We start from the raw sequence: 18,737 nt of genomic DNA on the forward strand, positions 1-18,737 counted from the left end.
TGCTCCCGACCAGCCCGGCGCCAGCCCGGCGCCAGCCCCCGGATTTCCGGGGCTGGCAGGGCTCCGCGGCGCCTGGGCGGCATGCAACCGGGCGGGAGCGCGGGGAATTAATGTTACCGACCAGTAACATGAGTCCGCTAGAGTGTGGTCATGACTTCAAGCAATGATGCTTCGGGCGCTGCTGCAGGGCCCTACCAGGCCGCCGGTTCCCTCCAGGGCCGCACCATCCTGATGTCCGGAGGCAGCCGCGGCATAGGCCTGGCCATCGCCGTCCGCGCAGCCCGGGATGGCGCCAATATAGTGCTGTTGGCCAAGACCGGACAGCCTCACGCGAAGCTGGAAGGGACCGTCTATTCCGCCGCGGAGCAGATCGAGGCGGCGGGCGGGCAGGCGTTTCCGCTGGTCGGCGATGTGCGCAGGGACGCCGACGTTGCCGGGGCGGTTGCCGGCGCCGTGGAACGCTTCGGCGGGATTGACATCGTCATCAACAACGCCTCGGCCATTGACCTGTCCCAGACCGACGCCGTGGACATGAAGCGCTACGACCTTATGCAGGACATCAACGTCCGCGGGACGTTCCTGCTTTCCAAGCTCGCCCTGCCGGCGCTGCGGGAATCCGACGCCGGGCAGATCCTGACGCTGTCGCCGCCCCTGAACCTGGACCCGAAATGGGCCGGCATGCATCTGGCCTACACCATGGCGAAGTACGGCATGAGCCTTACTACCCTGGGGCTCGCCGAGGAACTCAAGGTGGACGGCATCAACGTGAACTCCCTGTGGCCCTGCACCCTGATCGACACGGCCGCCATCCGCAATATGCCCGGCGGGGACAAGATCGTCCGGGGTGCGCGCGGCCCGGAAATCATGGCCGATGCCGCCCACGCCGTGCTGACGGCCAGCAACGCGATTCCGGAGTCCGGGAGCTGGAGCGGGAACTTCTACACCGACGAGCAGGTCCTCGCGGCTGCGGGCGTCACGGATTTCAGCCCCTACAGCGCGGGAGTCCCCGGGGACCGGCTGGTCCCTGACATTTTCCTCTGAACTTGCTGGGTGTTTTTCGGCCGTCCGCCCTGCGGAGATTCCCCTCGTTTAAGGATCTGGCGCCGACAATCCCCGGCGTGTCCGGCCGACCCGCCGGATACGCCGGCCAGAGGTGGGGAGTTTGCGCGGAGGCATTTGCGTGAACAGGGCCGGGGCCGCCGCAGCCGTTACTCGGTAGGATTCAAGCATGGAAGCCGCGCAGGAAGCCCCGGACCGTCCGCCCCTGGACCTGAACGCCCTCGGCGACGAGGCGTTCCTGTCCGCCCACGGCATTCCGCAGCTGACGGTGGTGGAGTCCACCGGTTCCACCAACGCCGATTTGCTGCGCGGCGTCACGGAAGATCCGCGGGCGTTCCCGGACCTGTCCGTGCTCACCGCCGAATACCAGAGCGCCGCGCGGGGCAGGCTGGACCGCAGCTGGGAAGCTCCGGCCCGCAGCTCCGTCTCCGTCTCGATCGTGCTCAGGCCCGTCAACGCCGACGGGCGCCCCTTGCCCACGGACAGCTACTCCTGGCTGTCGCTGTTGGCGGCCCTGGCGCTGCGTGAAGCCCTGTGGGAGACCGCAGGCATCCCGGCCGAGCTCAAGTGGCCCAACGATGTCCTGGTGCGCGGCCGGAAAATTGCCGGGATCCTTGCCCAGATGGGGCCGCTGGGGGAGGGCACGGCACCGCCGGTTGTCATCGGCACAGGACTGAACGTGACACTGACGGAGGCGGAGCTGCCGGTTCCCACCGCCACGTCCGTCCTGCTGGAGAATGCCGACACCGTTGACCGGACGGCACTCCTGAAAAGCTACCTCTCCCGCTTCGCCACGCTTTACCGGAGCTTCTGCAATGCCGACGGCGACCCCGCCGCCGGAATGGCCGGCGGCCACTCGCTGCACAAGCGGGTGGAAACGGTGCTGACCACACTCGGCAAGCAGGTCCGCGCCCAGTTGCCCGGGGACCACGAGATCATCGGTCACGCCACGCGGATCGACGAGTACGGGTCCCTCCTGGTGGTCGACGCCGCGGCCCACGAGCACGTAGTGACGGCCGGCGATGTGGTCCATTTGCGCCCGTGGACGCCGCCGGGCGCGGAAAGCGGCTATGCGTAAAGAGCTCCTGCCGGGAGAGCAAGTGATTGTCGTGACCCGGCCCCAGCCCAGGATATTGATTGTCCCGGCGCTGCTGTTCATCGTTGTTCCCGCCCTGGCCGCCTATGCCAGTGCCTGGATTACCAAAGGCGGTCCCGGAAAGCTCCTCCCGCTCATCACCGCGGACTGGACTGTCTGGCTTGTCGGGACGTGTGTGGCCCTGGCGGCGTGGGTGCTGCTGGCCTCCTGCCTGCCAAAGGTGTTGTCCTGGCATTCCACGCGGTACACCCTCACCAGCCAGCGGTTAGTTGCCCGTTACGGCATGCTACGGAGGCGCGATCAGCAGGTTTGGCTGGCCGGTGTCCGTGAGGTGTACATCGAACAATCCCTCCTCCAACGCGTATTGCGCTCCGGGAATATATCCTTGGATACCGGGTACCCCGCCAGATCGGTGGTCCCGGACGTCCCGGAAGTGGCGACGTTCCGAAACTTCATCCTGGACGCCATCGATGACCTTCCGCGGAGGGAGGAACCGGGGACGGGCGGCATGATGCACAACCCAGGCGAGACCCGGCTGTGGGAGCCGAGAGAAGGTGGAAGAGATGAACGCTGAGAACGCCCACCCGGAGACAGGCCTCATGGCCGAAGAGCCGGCCCAGGGGCCGGACGCCGTCGTCGAGGCAGCCACCCTCGAAGCGGCCGTGCTCGACACCGCGCCAGGGATCATGGCAGACGGTGCTTTCGGCGACGGTGCCCGCGAGGGCGCCCCTGCCGCGGCTCCTCCCACGGGCACAATCTCCGCCGAACGGGTCGCAGCCAAGGCACTGGAAACCCGGCTGCTGGGCGGCGAGCGGAAGCTCCGCCGCCGTGAAGTGGCAGCAGGCGCCGGACTTTCACTCCTGTCCGCCCGGAAGCTGTGGCGCGCGCTTGGCTTTCCCAATCTCGGTGACGAGGACGTGGCGTTCACCGAACGCGACCAGGCCGCGCTCTCCACCATCGTTGACCTGGTGCGGACCGGCAAACTGACGGAAGAAGCCGCGATTTCCGTCACCCGGTCGATCGGCCAGATGACGGACCGGATGGTCGTGTGGCAGATCGAAGCGCTCATCGAGGACATGGTCCACCAGCAGGGCGTTCCCGATGCCACGGCCCGCAAGCGCCTCGTCAGCGAACTCCCGTCCCTCGTGGACGCCCTTGAGGAAATGCTCGTCTATTCCTGGCGCCGCCAGCTCAACGCCGGCGTCCAGCGGCTGGCCGTTCGCGCGGAGGCCGGACTCGCGTCCAGCGAGGAAGGCCGCGAAGGGGACGAGGACGACGCCCCGTTGCCGCTCGCACGCGCGGTTGGGTTCGCTGACCTGGTCTCCTACACAAGCCTGTCCCGCCGCATGAATGAAAAGACGCTCGCCCAGCTCGTGCAGCGCTTCGAGAACAAGTGCGCCGAGATCATCTCCGTGGGCGGCGGACGGCTGGTGAAGACCGTCGGCGACGAAGTCCTCTATATTGCGGAAACTCCTGCCGCCGGCGCTGAAATTTCGCTGGCCCTGTGCCAGGCCTTCACCGACGATGAAATTCTGCCGCAGGCCCGGGTGGCCATGGTCTGGGGCCGCATCCTGTCCCGCTTGGGCGATATCTACGGTCCGACCGTGAACCTGGCCGCCCGGCTCACCGCCCTGGCCGACCCCGGGACGGTGCTGGTGGACTCGATGACCGCGGCGGCCCTGGAGGAGGACGAACGGTTCGTCCTGCTCCCGCGCCCCGCCGAAGACGTCCGAGGCTTCGGCGAAATCCACCCGGTACAGCTTCAACGGGGCAGCGGACGCGGCCTGGTCCTGGACTGAACCGGCCGGGTCCTGGCCCGAGCCGGGCAGGCGATCCCGGGAGACGGTAGCCCTTCCCGTTTCCAATGTGTCGTACATTATGCAATAGTCGGATCCACGGCCCAGACCGGGACTTTATCCCCCACCTAGGACAGGCATGAACTCACAGCCAGAAGCCGATCCTGCTGCCGACCTGGAGACCGACAATGCGGGCAGTGACAACTCCGGCCGGCCCCCCAGTGCGTCCGCCAGCCTGCGGCTGCGCTCTGGCTATGGGACAGACCGTGGCCTGCGTCGCGAGATGAATGAGGACTCATTCATCGCCGCCGACCCCATCTTCGCGGTAGCCGATGGCATGGGTGGCCATGCCGCCGGCGAAGTCGCCAGCGGAATCTGTGTTCGCACGCTCGCTGAAATGCCCCAACTCGCTGCTGCCGAGCGCACAGCCACGGCCGCGCAGGTGCAGCAGTTTCTTTACACCGCGGATGCAAGCATCCGCGAGGCCATTTCGTCTCAGGCTGGCACAACGCTGTCCGGCGCGGTGGTGGTGGAGCAGGGAGGGGTTCCGTACTGGCTCGTCATGAACATTGGCGATTCCCGGACCTACTTGCTGGGCAGCAACGGCTTCGGGCAAATCACTGTGGACCATTCCGAAGTGCAGGAACTCGTCGACGCGGGCCAGATCACGCAGGCCGAGGCTGCCGTCCATCCCCGCCGCCACGTCGTGACCCGCGCCCTCGGCACCGGAGGCGAGGCCGAGGCGGATTTTTGGCTTATACCGATTGAAGAAGGCGACCGGATCCTCGTCTGTTCGGACGGCCTGACCGGGGAACTTCGTGATGAGGATATCGCTAGGATCCTTGGCGTCGAAGGTGATCCCCAGTCGGCCGTCGACACCTTGATCGACTCGGCGATTCGCAGTGGCGGACGGGATAACATCACCTGCATCGTCGTAGATGCGGACACCGTGCCGTCGGGGCTCACGGGTCCTCCGTCCGGGGCAACTGCAAGATGAGCCGGGCCTTCGCCGTTTAACGCGGGCAGCTGACCGGACATTGTCGGTGATCTAGGGCAGGATAGGTCTGTGAGCACAGGGAAGACTGCAGCAGGCACCGCACCACAGACCCCGGCCGAGGAGCTGGTCCCGTCCGGGGACGTGCGCGAAGAGTACGAGAACCTGGCCGAAGAGGTCCGCAAGCACCGCTTCGCGTACTACCAGGAGGACGCGCCGATCATCTCCGACGCCGAGTTCGACGAGCTCTACCGGCGGCTGGAAACCATCGAGGCCATGCACCCCGAACTCGTGGCCAACGATTCGCCGACCCAGGAGGTTGGCGGGGAGGTGTCCGCAGCCTTCGCCGCCGTCGAACATCTGCAGCGCATGTACAGCCTTGAGGACGTCTTCTCCCTCGAGGAGCTGGAGGCATGGGTCGCCAAGGCCGAAGCCAACATCACAAAACTGGGCAACGGAACGCCGGCGTGGCTGACCGAACTGAAAATCGACGGCCTTGCCGTCAACCTGCTCTACCGCGACGGCGTGCTGGTCCGGGCCGCCACCCGCGGTGACGGCGCTACAGGAGAGGACATCACGCACAATGTCCTGACCATCAAGGAAATCCCGCAGCAGCTCACCGGAGAGAACTTCCCGGCCGAGATGGAAGTCAGGGGCGAGGTCTTCATCCCGTCCAAGGCTTTCGCCGAATTCAACGAGGCCCTGATCCAGGCCGGCAAGGCCCCGCTGGCCAACCCGCGCAACGCCGCCGCCGGATCCCTGCGCCAAAAAGACCCGGCCGAAACCGCCAAACGCCCGCTGCGGATGTACGTGCACGGCATCGGCGCCCGCGAGGGGCTCGAGACCGTGAGCCAGTCCGACACCTACCGGCAGCTCGCCGCATGGGGGCTGCCCACCAGCCCGTACTTCGAGGTCCTCCCCGGACTCAAGGACGTGCTCGCATTCATCACCGGCTACGGCGACAAACGGCACAGCCTCACGCACGAGATCGACGGCATCGTGGTCAAGGTGGACGACTTCGCCACCCAGCGGGCGCTCGGCTACACCTCCCGGGTGCCGCGCTGGGCCGTCGCCTACAAGTACCCGCCCGAGGAAGTCCACACCAAACTGCTGGACATTGCGGTAAACGTGGGCCGCACCGGCCGCGTCACCCCCTACGGCGTGATGGAACCGGTCAAGGTGGCGGGCTCCACGGTGGAAATGGCCACCCTCCACAACCAGGAAGTCGTCAAGGCCAAGGGCGTGAAGATCGGCGACATAGTCGTCCTGCGCAAGGCCGGGGACGTCATCCCGGAGATCGTGGGCCCGGTCCTGGCCCTCCGCGACCAGCAGGACCCGCCCGTCCGGGACTTCGTCATGCCCACCGAATGCCCGGCCTGCGGCACGCCCCTGGCACCGGCCAAGGAGGGGGATGTGGACATCCGCTGCCCCAACTCCCGCTCCTGCCCGGCGCAGCTCCGCGAACGCGTCTTCCACCTCGCCGGCCGCGGTGCCTTCGACATCGAGGCGCTCGGCTGGGAAGCCGCCATCGCCCTGACCCAGCCGGCAGAGCCCGAAACCCCGCCGCTGACCACCGAGGCGAACCTTTTCAGGCTCATGCCCGGGGATCTGGCGGATGTCCGGATCCGCCGCGAAAAACGGTCCAAGGGCGTGGCGACGGGCGAGTTCGAACTCGTGCCGTACTTCTACAGCAAAGGCACGGCCAAGACACCGTCCAAACCTACCGCCACGACGGACAAACTCTTCCGGGAACTCGAGAAGGCCAAGTCCCAGCCCCTGTGGCGGGTACTGGTGGCCCTGTCGATCAGGCACGTCGGCCCGCGCGCCTCGCGGGCGCTGGCCACGGCCTTCGGCAGCATGGCCGCCATCCGCCAGGCCTCCGAAGAGGAGCTCGCCCACGTCGACGGCGTCGGCCCTGTGATCGCGGCCGCCCTGACCGAATGGTTCACCGAGGACTGGCACCGCGAGATTGTGGACACCTGGACAGCCGACGGCGTCCGGATGGAGGACGAACGCGACGCGTCCATGCCACGGACGCTCGAAGGCTTGACGATCGTGGTGACCGGCAGCCTCGAGGGCTTCAGCCGGGACGAGGCAAAGGAAGCCATCCTGGTCCGCGGCGGAAAGGCGGCCGGCTCGGTCTCGAAGAACACCAGCTTCGTGGTGGCCGGTGAGAACGCGGGCACCAAGCTGGACAAGGCCGAACAGCTCGGCGTCCCTGTCCTGGACGAGGACGGCTTCCGCGCCCTGCTGGCCGACGGGCCGGCCGGCGGCTCCGCGGAGCCGGGCGGGACTCCGGAGAACGAAGCCCGGGAGTCCAGTGCCGACGTCGACGGCGAAGACCACCAGGAAGCCATGACCGAATGAGCGCCGCTCCCTCTGCCACGCCCGCGGCACTGCTGGAACTGGCGAAGACCGCGGCCGCAGCCGGTGCGGCGGTTCTTGCGAGCCGCAACACAGCCGCCCTGGACGTCAGTAACAAGGGTGATTCGGGGGACTGGGTCACTGCTTTTGACCTGGCCGCCGAATCCGCCGTCCGGGACGTCCTCACCGCCGCACGGCCCCGGGACATCATCACGGGCGAGGAAGGCGGCACCGTCCTGCCGGAGGACCCCAGCGGCTACCGCTGGTCGATCGACCCCCTGGACGGCACCACGAACTTCATCCGCAACATTGTCTACTACGGCACCTCCGTCGCCGTGGCAGACCCCGACGGCGTCTGGCTGGCCGGCGTCGTCAACGCCCCTGCGCTGGGCCGGACCTACTTCGCCTCCCGCGGGCACGGGGCCTGGCTGGAGGACAAAGGCCAGGTGACGCCTCTGTTCGGCCCAGTCCCCGGACGCACGGGACAGATCCTGGCCACCGGCTTCAGCTACGATCCGGCCGTCCGCACAGAGCAGGCATCCGGCCTGGGCAGCCTCATGGGTGGCTTCGCCGACGTGCGCCGGCTCGGGTCGGCGGCGCTGGACCTGTGCCTGGTGGCCGACGGCACTTTCGACGCCTACGGCGAACGCGGGCTCAACGAGCACGACTTCGCCGCGGGAGCCTTGATCGCCGAAGAGGCCGGCTGCTGGGTGCGGCGCCCGCGCCTCACGAGCCCCCTGGCCGGCGGACCCTCCGACGACGAACGCCTGGCGTCATGGACCTGTGCCGGATCGCTGGAACTCTCCGGCAAGTTCCCGCTCTGACGAACCGACCGCCGGCTGGATTCGCTGGCTGAACTGGCCCGCTGAACTGATAGTTCAGTCACGGAAAACACTGTTTGGCTGCCGGACAGCCCCGCCCGCCCGTAGCATGGACAGGTGCATTTGCAGATCCTCATTCGCCCCGCCGTCCCCGCCGACTACGACGCCATCGCGCGCATCACCCGGGACTCCTATCTGGCCGCGGGCTACTTTGAAAGCGCCGACCACCCGTATATGCGGCAGATCCAGGACGTCGCACAGCGGGCGGCGAAGGCCACCATCTGGGTCGCGGAGCGCGAGGGCCGGATAGTGGGCTCCGTGACCCTGGCCGTCGCGGGGGAGCCGTACGCCGACATCGCCCGCAGCGACGAGCTGGAATTCCGCATGCTCGTCGTGGACCCGGCGGTCCAGCGCAGCGGCGCCGGGCGGGCCATGGTCGAAGCCATCCTCGCGCACGCCAGATCGCTGCCGGGGATCAAGGCCGTGGCACTCACCACCGGCATGACCTGGGAAAGTGCCCACGGGCTGTACCGGAAGACCGGCTTCCAGCGGGCACCCGAGCGCGACTGGCTGGTTCCGGACACCGATATCAAGCTGCTCGTCTACCGGCAGGACGTCTGACAGGACGCCGGGCAGTAGGCCTGCCCGGCCTATCCGTCGTCGGACACGGCGGAAGCGAGCGCCAGGACGTGGGTGTACACCACCAGGTGACTGCGTCCTATATGCGGCACCTCTTCGATTCGGGCGGTGTCCTGGCAGTAGCCGGCGGTCTCCGTCCCCGCCGGTGGGCACAGGGACCCGGGATTGTCCGCCTGCGCCACCATCAGGAGGCCCAGGATCACGGCCGAAGCCGCCGGTAAGTGTCGTGCGGAACGCGTCATGAGGGTCCACCCCTCGGCCTTTGTAACTGCTGACATGCGTAAGCCGGATCGGCTGGTGCCTGCCCCCCGCAAGGTGTCTTCCGCTGGACCCGCGCGCGGCAGCCTGAGGCTGCGGGCGTCGTCGGTCCGCGTCTGGAGTTGTCCGTCAGGACGGTGAATAAAATGTCATGGTAGTCCTGCAACCCGGATCCCAACACCCCCGCGTTGCTTGAGGGGACAGGCGGGCAGGCCACGGATCGGCAGGTCCGGCGCGGGACAGTAGCGGTCCGCCAACCCACGTAGACTGGGACGGAAAATAATCCACACCTTGCAGGGGAGATCCATGGCTGCGATCAACCGCGACGACGTCGCGCATCTTGCGCGTCTCGCGCACATCGAGATGAGTGCTGAAGAGCTGGACAGGATGGCCGGCGAACTCGCCGTCATCGTTGAATCGGTGAAGTCTGTCAGCGAAGCCGCCGGGGATGACGTCCCGGCCACGTCGCACCCGATTCCGCTGACCAATGTGTTCCGCGAGGACGTGGTGGGCCACACGTTTACGGCCGAGCAATCCCTCTCCGGTGCCCCCGACGCGTACGAAGGCCGTTTCAAGGTCCCGGCAATCCTGGATGAGGACTAAGACCATGACTGAGAACAACGAACTGATCCGCCTCTCCGCCGCCGCGCTCGCCGAGAAGCTGGCAGCCCGCGAGGTCACCGCCGTCGAGGTCACCCAGGCGTACCTGGACCGCATCGCCGCCGTCGACGGCAAGGTGCACGCCTTCCTGCACGTCAACGCCGAGGAGGCGCTCGCCGTCGCCGCCGAGGTGGACGCGATCCGCGCCGCCGGCGGTGCCGAAGCCGAACAGCTCCACGTCCTCGCCGGCGTGCCGATCGCCGTCAAGGACCTCATCGTCACGATCGGCCAGCCCACCACGGCGGGCTCGAAGATCCTCGAAGGCTGGCACAGCCCCTACGACGCCACCGTCGTCGAGCGCCTGCGCGCCGCGAAGATGCCGATCCTGGGCAAGACGAACCTCGACGAATTCGCCATGGGCTCCTCCACCGAGCACTCCGCGTTCGGCCCCACCCACAACCCCTGGGACCTGGACCGCATCCCGGGCGGGTCCGGCGGCGGTTCCGCTGCCGCTGTCGCCGCCTTCGAGGCTCCGCTGGCCCTCGGCACCGACACCGGCGGATCCATCCGCCAGCCCGGCGCCGTCACCGGAACGGTCGGCGTCAAGCCGACTTACGGCGGGGTCTCCCGCTACGGCGCTATCGCCATGGCCTCCTCGCTGGACCAGATCGGCCCGGTCTCCCGCACGGTGCTGGACTCGGCACTGCTGCACCAGGTCATCGGCGGACACGATCCCCGCGACTCCACGTCACTGCCGGATCCGCTCGAGGACCTCGTCGCCGCTGCACGGACCGGCAACGTCGAGGGCATGAAGATCGGCATCATCAAGGAACTCCACGGCGAGGGCTACCAGGCCGGCGTCGAGAACCGGTTCAACGAGTCCCTCGAGCTGCTCAAGGGCGCCGGCGCCGAGATCGTCGAGGTCTCCTGCCCCAACTTCAAGTACGCCCTGGGCGCCTACTACCTGATCATGCCCTCCGAGGCCTCCTCGAACCTGGCCAAGTTCGACGGCGTCCGGTACGGACTGCGCGTCCTGCCCGAAGAGGGGCCGCTGACGATCGAACGCGTCATGGGGGCCACCCGCGCCGCCGGCTTCGGCGACGAGGTCAAGCGCCGCATCATCCTGGGCACCTACGCCCTGAGCGCAGGCTACTACGACGCCTACTACGGCTCGGCCCAGAAGGTGCGCACCCTGATCCAGCGCGACTTCGAGGCGGCGTTCGCCAAGGCGGACGTGCTGATCTCCCCGACGGCGCCCACCACCGCCTTCAAGCTCGGCGAGAAACTCAACGACCCGCTGGCGATGTACCTCAATGACGTCGCCACTATCCCGGCCAACATGGCAGGCGTCCCCGGGCTCTCCCTGCCCGGCGGGCTGGCCGACGAGGACGGACTGCCGGTCGGCATCCAGCTGCTCGCCCCGGCCCGCCAGGACGCACGGCTCTACCGCGTCGGCGCCGTCCTGGAATCCCTGCTCGAGGCGCAGTGGGGCGGACCGCTGCTGGACAAGGCTCCCTCACTGACTGCCCCCTCGCTCACTGATTCTGCACCGGCTGCTCCTTCTGCGGCTGCCACCGCCCTGAGCCACGGAGGTTCACACTAATGACTGACGCAACCCTGAGCTTCGAAGAGGCCATGGAGAAGTATGATCCCGTCCTGGGGTTCGAGGTGCACGTCGAGCTCAACACCAAGACCAAGATGTTCTCCTCCGCGCCCAACGTCTTCGGCGACGAGCCCAACACCAACGTCAACGAGGTCGACCTCGGCATGCCCGGCGTGCTGCCGGTGGTGAACAGGACCGCGATCGAGTCCTCGATCAAGATCGGCCTGGCCCTGAACTGCAAGATCGCAGAGACGTGCCGCTTCGCCCGGAAGAACTACTTCTACCCGGACACCCCGAAGAACTTCCAGACCTCCCAGTACGACGAGCCCATCGCGTACGACGGCTACCTGGACGTCGAGCTCTCCGACGGCACCGTGTTCCGCGTGGAAATCGAACGCGCCCACATGGAAGAGGACGCCGGCAAGCTGACCCACATGGGCGGCGCCACCGGCCGCATCCAGGGCGCGGACTACTCCCTCGTGGACTACAACCGCTCCGGCGTGCCGCTCGTGGAGATCGTCACCAAGCCGATCGAGGGCGCCGGCAGCCGTGCCCCCGAACTCGCCAAGGCCTACGTCGCCGCGGTCCGCGAAATCGTCAAGAACCTCGGCGTCTCGGACGCCAAAATGGAACGCGGCAACGTCCGCTGCGACGCCAACGTCTCGCTGCGCCCGCACGGCCGCGAACGCTTCGGCATCCGCTCGGAGACCAAGAACGTCAACTCGCTGCGCGCCGTCGAACACGCCGTCCGCTACGAAATCCAGCGGCACGCGGCCGTCCTGGACTCCGGCCAGCCGGTCACCCAGGAAACCCGCCACTGGCACGAGGACACCCGCACCACCACCTCGGGGCGTCCCAAGTCCGACGCCGATGATTACCGCTACTTCCCGGAACCGGACCTTGTGCCGATCGTGGCGTCGCGCGAGTGGGTCGAGGAACTCCGCGCCACCCTGCCCGAACCGCCGGCCGCCCGCCGCAAGCGCCTGCAGGCCGGCTGGGGCTACTCCGACCTGGAGTTCCGCGACGTCGTGAACGCCGGCGTTCTGGACGAGATCGAGGAAACCATCGCCGCCGGCGCCACCGCCACGGTGGCGCGCAAGTGGTGGATGGGCGAGATCGTCGGACGCGCCAAGAACGCCGACGTCGATCCCGGCCAGCTCGGTGTCGCACCGGCCACCATCGTGGAACTGAACCAGATGGTGGAGGACGGCAAGATCAACAACAAGATGGCAACCGAGGTCCTGGACGGCGTGCTCGCCGGCGAAGGCACCCCGGCGGAAATCGTGGCCAAGCGCGGCCTCGCCGTGGTCTCCGACGACGGCCCGCTCCTGGAGGCCATCGACGCGGCCCTCGCCGCGCAGTCCGGCGTCGCGGACAAGATCCGCGGCGGCAAGCTCCAGGCGATCGGCGCGATCGTCGGCGCCGTCATGAAGGCCACCCGCGGCCAGGCCGACGCCGGCCGCGTCAAGGAGCTGATCCTCCAGCGCCTCGGCGTCGAAGGCTAGGCCCAGCCGCCCTGCCCAACTGACTCGCAGCAGGGGCCGTTTTGAGCCCCCAGAACGGCCCCTGCTGCGAGTTACTTGGGTTAAGCGGGGCGATCAGGTGACACCAAATCGGTCATGATTCTCTGCAGTGCCTCGCAGACCATCATGACCGATCTGCGTTTAAGGTTCTCCGGCCGCGCCAGGATGTCGATCCGGCGCCGCGTGCTGATGCCCTCGAGCGGGCGCAGCACGATGCCCGGGTTCAGCACCGGCCGCGCCGTGTGCCGCGGCAACAGGCCGATCACGCTCCCGGCAGCCACGAGCGCCGCCACCGTGGAGTAGTCGTTGATCCGGTGCACGATGTTCAGTTCCCTGCTGGAGACGGCCGCGACGGCGGAGAGTACGTCCGCGGGGGAGTAGCCGGTGTGGCTGGTCACCCAGGGTTCGCCGACGACGTCGTCCGCCGTCACCGCCCGCTGGCCGGCCATCCGGTGCCCGGCAGGGAGAGCCACATCCAGCGGCTCGTGCGCGAGCGGGATCACAGCGACGCGTTCCTCGGGCCAGCGCGGGCTATGGTCCATCCGGTGCGCCAGCACGAGGTCGTAGCGGGCCGTCAGGGCCGGGAAGTCCTGCTGGGCCACGTCTTCGTCGGAGAGCAGGATCCTCGGCTGGCCCGGAGCATCCAGGAGCCGGGCCAGCGGCGCAAACAGCGCCTGGCCGGCGCTGTGGAAGCCGCTGAGCGTCACAGGAGCCACGGGGGAGCCGTGATAGGCGCCGATCGCCATCCTGGCGTCCGCCATGGCACTGACGACGGCGGCCCCGGCATCCGCGAGCACCTGGCCGGCCTCGGTCAGCACCAGGTTCCGGCCCTCTTTCCGGGTCAGCGGCACCTCCACCGTCTTCTGCAGGGCCGCCAGCTGCTGGGAGACCGCCGAGGGTGTGACGAGCAGGGTCTCCGCGACTGCCTTGACACTGCCCAGGGCCCCGAGTTCCCGGAGCATCTCCAGCTGGTGGATTTCCATGGCCACCATTCTATGCGGAAGCAATATCTAATTCGTCGATTGAGAAGAATTCGGTTGTGCTAATGCTTTTTGCTCGGTCTAATGGGGTGAGTTGTCCCACACGTACCTGCCCCAGACGGCACGGTAAACAGCACAGTGAAAAGCACAGTTAGGAAGGCCGATGAAGGCTCTCTACAAGGCCGGCGCCCACGCAGGATTCGAGCTCGTGGACCGCCCGGAGCCGGAAACCGGCGCCGGCGACGTCAAGATCCGCGTCATGACCACCGGCATCTGCGGCACCGACCTGCACATCCAGTCCTGGGACGCCTGGGCGCAGGGCATCATCAACGCTCCTTTGATCGCCGGCCACGAGTTCTACGGCGAGGTCGTGGAGATCGGCGAGGATGTCCTGGACGTCAAGGTCGGGGACCGCATCTCGGGCGAAGGCCACATCGTCTGCGGCATCTGCCGCAACTGCCGGGCCGGCCGCAAGCAGATGTGCATCAACACCGTCAGCGTCGGCGTCCAGCGTGACGGCGCCTTCGCCGAGTACGTCGTGATCCCCGAGACCAACGTGTGGGTCCACCAGGACCCCTCTGTGACGCCGGAACTTGGCGCCATTTTCGACCCCTTCGGCAACGCGGTCCACACCGCCCTCAGCTTCCCGCTCGTCGGCGAGGACGTGCTGATCACGGGCGCCGGACCCATCGGCCTGATGGCAATCGCCGTCGCCCGGCATGCCGGCGCCCGCAAGATCGCCATCACCGATGTCTCCGCCCCGCGGCTGGAACTGGCCCGGAAGCTCGGCGTCGACCTCGCCATCGACGTCTCGAAAATGCGCGTCAAGGACGCCCAGCGTGAACTGGGCATGCGCGAGGGGTTCGACATCGGCATGGAAATGTCGGGCCACCCCACTGCACTGCCTGAGATGATCGACAACATGAACCACGGCGGCCGGATCGCGATGCTTGGACTGCCCAGCCAGTCCATCGACATCGACTGGGGCAAGGTGGTCACGCACATGCTGACCATGAAGGGCATCTACGGCCGCGAAATGTTCGAGACCTGGTACGCCATGAGCGCCATGCTCTCCTCCAACCCGGTACTGCACGCCAACATCTCCGCAGTCGTCACAGACACCCTTCCCGCCACGGAGTGGGAGAAGGGCTTTGAGATCGCCCGCGCCGGCGTCGGCGGCAAAGTGGTCCTGGACTGGACAGTCTTCTAGGCCGACGCCGTCCCAAGCCACGCCAAGCCACGCCACGCAAGCGGCCGCCGCGCACGCCGTGCGGCACACCCACCAGGAATTCACCCCAGCTGAGGAGCACAACCCATGTATTCAGCCATCAAGGACCAGCTGCAGCACGAGCTGGACGAGATCCGCAGCGCCGGACTGTTCAAGACCGAGCGTCACATTGACTCGCCCCAGGCCAACCACATCAAGGCCGGCCAGATCGGGGAGGCCGGCGCGGACGTCCTGAACTTCTGCGCCAACAACTACCTGGGCCTCGCGGACCACCCGGACATCATCGCCGCCGCCAAGGCAGCCATGGACGCCCGCGGCTTCGGCATGGCCAGCGTCCGCTTCATCTGCGGAACCCAGGATCAGCACCTGGCCCTGGAAGCCCGCGTCTCGCAGTTCCTCGGCACCGAAGACACCATCTTGTTTTCGAGCTGCTTCGACGCCAACGGCGGCGTTTTCGAGTCCCTTTTCGGCCCCGAAGACGCCGTGATCTCGGACGCCCTGAACCATGCCTCCATCATCGACGGCATCCGGCTCTGCAAGGCCCAGCGCTTCCGTTACGCCAACCAGGACATGGCGGATCTCGAATCGAAGCTGATCGAGGCCACCACCCAGGCGAACCCGGCCCGCCGAAAGATCATCGTCACGGATGGTGTCTTCTCGATGGATGGCTTCCTCGCCCCGCTCGAAGCGATCTGCGACCTCGCCGAAAAGTATGACGCCATGGTCATGGTGGACGACTCCCACGCCGTGGGCTTCATGGGCGCCACCGGGGCCGGAACCCCCGAGCACGCCGGCGTCTCGGACCGGATAGACATCTACACCGGCACCTTCGGAAAGGCCCTCGGCGGGGCCTCCGGCGGCTACGTCTCCGGGCGACGGGAAATCGTCGCCATGCTTCGGCAGAAGGCGCGCCCGTACCTGTTCTCCAACTCGCTGGCACCGGCCATCGTCGCCGCGACGCTGACGGCGCTGGACCTCGTGGAAAACTCGGGCGAGCTGCGCAGCAAGCTGTTCGCCAACGCGGAACTGTTCCGGAACCGGATGAGCGAGGAAGGCTTTGAGCTGCTTCCGGGCGAGCATGCGATTGTTCCCGTCATGTTCGGTGACGCAGTCATGGCCGCCAAGGTGGCTGATGCGATGCTCCACCACGGCGTCTTCGTCACGGCTTTCAGCTACCCCGTGGTGCCCAAGGGTGCCGCACGGATCCGCGTCCAGCTCTCCGCCGCACACAGCAGCGAAGACGTCGAGGCTTGCGTGCGCGCCTTCGTCAGCAGCCGCGAGGCGGTGGCCGCCAAGGTGGCAGCCGACTCCTAGACGCAACCTCCGCCGCCGCCCGCACTTCGAAAAGTACTGACGCGACCTCCTGCCGGGTGCAAGGATGGAGTCATGTCAGCCAAATACGATGTCGTGATTGCGGGCGGCGGCATTGCCGGCCTGTCCCTGGCCTCCGCCCTCGCCGGCAGGTGCAGCGTGGCCCTTGTCGAAGCCGAGCAGTCCCTGGGCTACCACACCTCCGCACGCTCGGCCCGGCAGCTGATCCCCAGCTACGGGCCGCCCGTGGTCCAGGAACTGACCATGCGCACCCTCGAACTCATCGGCACCCATGAGGGCACGCGGCCTGAACCCGTGCTCTCGCCGCGCCGGTTCATGCTGATCGGTGACGAGGACGACGTCCAGAGGCATGCCAGCGGCTTCATGCACCGGATCAGCCACGCCGAAGCCCTGGAAATCTGCCCGGCGCTCAAACCGGACTCCTTCACGGCCGCCGGCCTGGACTCCGGATCCTTCGCCTGCAATGCGTCCCTGCTGCTGGAGGACCACCGGGAGCGGGCCGTCGCGGGCGGCGTGGACATCATCACCGGCGCCAGGGTCCACTCGGCGCAGCGCCTCGGAACCGGCTGGGAGCTCGGCGCCGGCCAGGAAGGCTTCGAGGCCGCCGTCGTGGTCAATGCCGCCGGCGCCTGGGCGGACGAGCTCGCGGTGCTCAGCGGCGTCGAGAAACTCGGACTCCAGCCGTACCGCCGCACCGCGGCGATTGTCGACGTCGAACACCCCCTCCCGCAGGGCTGCCCGATGGTGGCCTCGACGGGCAGCTTCTACTTCCGGCCGGACGGGAGGCGGCAGGTGCTGATTTCCCCGTCCGAGTCCGTGCCGAGCGGCCCCGAAGACGCTCAGCCCTATCCGGGCGACATCGAGGCGCTGATCACCCGGCTCAACTCCGTCACCACCATGGGGATCGGCAGCGTCCGCCGGGCCTGGACGGGGTTGCGGACCGAAGTCGACGACGGTATCCCCGTTGTGGGGTTCGACGCCGAGGCCACCGGCTTCTTCTGGCTCGCCGGCCAGGGCGGCTACGGTTTCCAGACCTCCTCCGGCATTGCCGAGCTGGCTGCGGAGCTGATCCTCGCCGGGCAGGGCTCCTCGGAGCCGGTCCCGGCCGGCAGTCCGGCATCCCGGACAGCCGCGGCGCTGGCAGCGACCCGGATGTCCATCCGGCGCTGAAGAATGGACTCATGAGCACCCTCATTACCAATATCGCCGAGCTGATGACCCAGGACGCGGAACACCGCGTCCTCCGCGACGCGGCGGTGGTCATCGAGGGCGAGCGGATTTCCTGGATCGGTGCCGCGGCCGATGCGCCGGCCGCTGACGACGCCGTGGATGCCGGCGGCCGTGCCGTGCTGCCGGGCTGGGTGGATTCGCACACCCACCTGATCTTCGCCGGGGACCGCACGGCCGAGTTCGAGGCCCGGATGGCGGGGGAGAGCTACAGCGCCGGCGGGATTGCCGTAACCACTGCAGCCACCCGGAGCACCGGGGACTTCGACCTCACCCGGCTGGCGCTCGGGCGCGTCGCCGAGGCCGTCTCGCAGGGCACCACCTATCTGGAGACCAAGACCGGCTATGGCCTGGACGTCGAGAACGAGGCCCGCAGCGCCCGCATCGCCGCCACCGTGGCGGACGAAGTCACCTACCTCGGCGCGCACCTGGTGCCCGCGGGGATGGATCCCGAGGAGTACACGGACCTCGTCTGCGGGCCGATGCTCTCCGCCGTCCGTCCCTACGTCCGGTGGGCCGATGTCTTCTGCGAGCAGGGGGCCTTCACCGAGGACCAGTCCCGTCGGGTCCTGCAGGCGTGCAGGGACGCCGGGCTGGGCCTGCGCGTACACGGCAACCAGCTCGGCGAGGGCCCGGGGGTGCGGCTCGCGGTCGAATTCGGCGCCGCGAGCGTGGACCACGTGAACTACCTCTCCGCCGCCGACATCGACGCCCTGGCGGCCGGCTGGTCCGGCTGGGACACGGATCCCGGCAGCGGCTCCGGGGGCTCACGCGGAACGGTCGCCACGTGCCTGCCCGCGTGCGATCTCTCCACGCGCCAGCCGCTGGCTCCGGGCCGGGCGCTGCTCGACGCCGGTGTCCAGATCGCGCTGGCCTCCAACTGCAACCCCGGCACGTCCTACACGAGCTCGATGGCGTTCTGCGTCGCCACCGCCGTCCTGCAGATGCGCCTCAGCGTCCGCGAGGCTGTCCGGGCGGCCACCTACGGGGGCGCGCTGGCGCTCGGCCGGGAGTCCGGGAACGACGTCGACGGCGAACGCGCCGTGGGCTCGATCGCCGTCGGGCACCGCGCGGACCTGCACCTGCTCAACGCACCGTCCGCCACACACCTGGCCTACCGGCCCGGCATCCCGCTGACCCACGCCGTGTGGCGGGCAGGCGTCCCCCAGCGCATGAGGTGACCCCCTGCACCCAGGCAGGCGGGCAGCCGGCCCTGC

At 68.0% G+C, this 18,737-nt stretch carries 17 protein-coding genes; 15 read left to right on the forward strand and 2 right to left on the reverse strand.

Annotated features, from left to right (window positions below; translation table 11 throughout):
• Positions 1 to 150: 150 nt before the first annotated feature.
• The 8 genes from AC1DCZ_RS01040 to AC1DCZ_RS01075 all read left to right on the forward strand — a co-directional run bounded on the left by AC1DCZ_RS01040 (position 151) and on the right by AC1DCZ_RS01075 (position 8,751).
• Positions 151 to 1,041 (forward strand): SDR family oxidoreductase, encoded by an 891-nt coding sequence (locus AC1DCZ_RS01040; RefSeq protein ID WP_476973005.1) that lies wholly within the window; start codon positions 151 to 153, stop codon positions 1,039 to 1,041.
• 187 nt (positions 1,042 to 1,228) lie between these two features.
• Entirely contained in the window at positions 1,229 to 2,137 is a 909-nt protein-coding gene (locus tag AC1DCZ_RS01045) for a biotin--[acetyl-CoA-carboxylase] ligase (RefSeq protein WP_476973006.1), read from the forward strand.
• Entirely contained in the window at positions 2,130 to 2,729 is a 600-nt protein-coding gene (locus AC1DCZ_RS01050) for a PH domain-containing protein (RefSeq protein ID WP_476973007.1), read from the forward strand. The genes AC1DCZ_RS01045 and AC1DCZ_RS01050 overlap by 8 nt, the downstream gene beginning before the upstream one ends.
• Positions 2,730 to 2,841: 112 nt before the next feature.
• Positions 2,842 to 3,954 carry an adenylate/guanylate cyclase domain-containing protein gene (locus AC1DCZ_RS01055; protein WP_476973080.1) on the forward strand — a complete coding sequence of 371 codons (1,113 nt, stop codon included), beginning with the start codon at positions 2,842 to 2,844 and terminating at the stop codon, positions 3,952 to 3,954.
• 136 nt (positions 3,955 to 4,090) lie between these two features.
• The gene (locus AC1DCZ_RS01060; RefSeq protein ID WP_476973008.1) at positions 4,091 to 4,948 is read left to right on the forward strand and encodes a PP2C family protein-serine/threonine phosphatase; all 858 of its coding nucleotides are present in this window, start codon (positions 4,091 to 4,093) and stop codon (positions 4,946 to 4,948) included.
• A 69-nt stretch (positions 4,949 to 5,017) separates the two neighbouring features.
• Positions 5,018 to 7,312, forward strand: coding sequence for an NAD-dependent DNA ligase LigA (ligA, locus tag AC1DCZ_RS01065; protein ID WP_476973009.1), 2,295 nt, complete (start codon positions 5,018 to 5,020; stop codon positions 7,310 to 7,312).
• On the forward strand, positions 7,309 to 8,133 hold the full coding sequence (locus AC1DCZ_RS01070) for an inositol monophosphatase family protein (RefSeq protein WP_476973010.1): 825 nt from the start codon (positions 7,309 to 7,311) through the stop codon (positions 8,131 to 8,133). Before ligA ends, AC1DCZ_RS01070 begins: the two co-directional genes overlap by 4 nt.
• Before the next feature lie 114 nt (positions 8,134 to 8,247).
• Positions 8,248 to 8,751 (forward strand): GNAT family N-acetyltransferase, encoded by a 504-nt coding sequence (locus AC1DCZ_RS01075; protein WP_476973011.1) that lies wholly within the window; start codon positions 8,248 to 8,250, stop codon positions 8,749 to 8,751.
• Between the two features lie 29 nt (positions 8,752 to 8,780).
• On the opposite strand, the gene AC1DCZ_RS01080 is transcribed toward AC1DCZ_RS01075, so the two are convergent.
• On the reverse strand, positions 8,781 to 9,047 hold the full coding sequence (locus tag AC1DCZ_RS01080; RefSeq protein WP_476973012.1) for a hypothetical protein: 267 nt from the start codon (positions 9,045 to 9,047) through the stop codon (positions 8,781 to 8,783).
• A gap of 286 nt (positions 9,048 to 9,333) precedes the next feature.
• Between AC1DCZ_RS01080 and gatC the strand changes: the two genes are divergently transcribed.
• Genes gatC through gatB form a run of 3 tightly spaced genes read left to right on the forward strand, consistent with a single transcriptional unit; the run spans position 9,334 to position 12,735 of the window.
• The gene (gene gatC / locus AC1DCZ_RS01085; RefSeq protein WP_011691167.1) at positions 9,334 to 9,630 is read left to right on the forward strand and encodes an Asp-tRNA(Asn)/Glu-tRNA(Gln) amidotransferase subunit GatC; all 297 of its coding nucleotides are present in this window, start codon (positions 9,334 to 9,336) and stop codon (positions 9,628 to 9,630) included.
• 4 nt (positions 9,631 to 9,634) lie between these two features.
• Entirely contained in the window at positions 9,635 to 11,230 is a 1,596-nt protein-coding gene (gatA, locus tag AC1DCZ_RS01090) for an Asp-tRNA(Asn)/Glu-tRNA(Gln) amidotransferase subunit GatA (protein ID WP_476973013.1), read from the forward strand.
• A complete protein-coding gene (gatB, locus tag AC1DCZ_RS01095; protein ID WP_476973014.1) occupies positions 11,230 to 12,735 on the forward strand; it encodes an Asp-tRNA(Asn)/Glu-tRNA(Gln) amidotransferase subunit GatB in 1,506 nt (501 codons plus the stop codon). Before gatA ends, gatB begins: the two co-directional genes overlap by 1 nt.
• Positions 12,736 to 12,815: 80 nt before the next feature.
• On the opposite strand, the gene AC1DCZ_RS01100 is transcribed toward gatB, so the two are convergent.
• Complete coding sequence (locus AC1DCZ_RS01100; RefSeq protein ID WP_476973015.1) at positions 12,816 to 13,736, reverse strand: LysR family transcriptional regulator; 921 nt, start codon at positions 13,734 to 13,736, stop codon at positions 12,816 to 12,818.
• Positions 13,737 to 13,896: 160 nt separating this feature from the next.
• Here AC1DCZ_RS01100 and tdh point away from each other — a divergent pair, with 160 nt between their 5' ends.
• The 4 genes from tdh (at position 13,897) to hutI (ending at position 18,701) form a co-directional block, all read left to right on the forward strand.
• Complete coding sequence (gene tdh / locus AC1DCZ_RS01105) at positions 13,897 to 14,943, forward strand: L-threonine 3-dehydrogenase (protein WP_476897173.1); 1,047 nt, start codon at positions 13,897 to 13,899, stop codon at positions 14,941 to 14,943.
• Positions 14,944 to 15,048: 105 nt separating this feature from the next.
• Positions 15,049 to 16,275: a glycine C-acetyltransferase gene (locus tag AC1DCZ_RS01110; RefSeq protein WP_476973016.1), complete on the forward strand. Its 1,227-nt coding sequence runs from the start codon at positions 15,049 to 15,051 to the stop codon at positions 16,273 to 16,275.
• A gap of 72 nt (positions 16,276 to 16,347) precedes the next feature.
• Positions 16,348 to 17,463 carry an NAD(P)/FAD-dependent oxidoreductase gene (locus AC1DCZ_RS01115; protein ID WP_476973017.1) on the forward strand — a complete coding sequence of 372 codons (1,116 nt, stop codon included), beginning with the start codon at positions 16,348 to 16,350 and terminating at the stop codon, positions 17,461 to 17,463.
• 11 nt (positions 17,464 to 17,474) lie between these two features.
• On the forward strand, positions 17,475 to 18,701 hold the full coding sequence (gene hutI / locus AC1DCZ_RS01120) for an imidazolonepropionase (protein ID WP_476973018.1): 1,227 nt from the start codon (positions 17,475 to 17,477) through the stop codon (positions 18,699 to 18,701).
• The last annotated feature ends 36 nt before the right edge of the window (positions 18,702 to 18,737 follow it).

This window comes from Arthrobacter sp. 10N418, assembly GCF_056394725.1.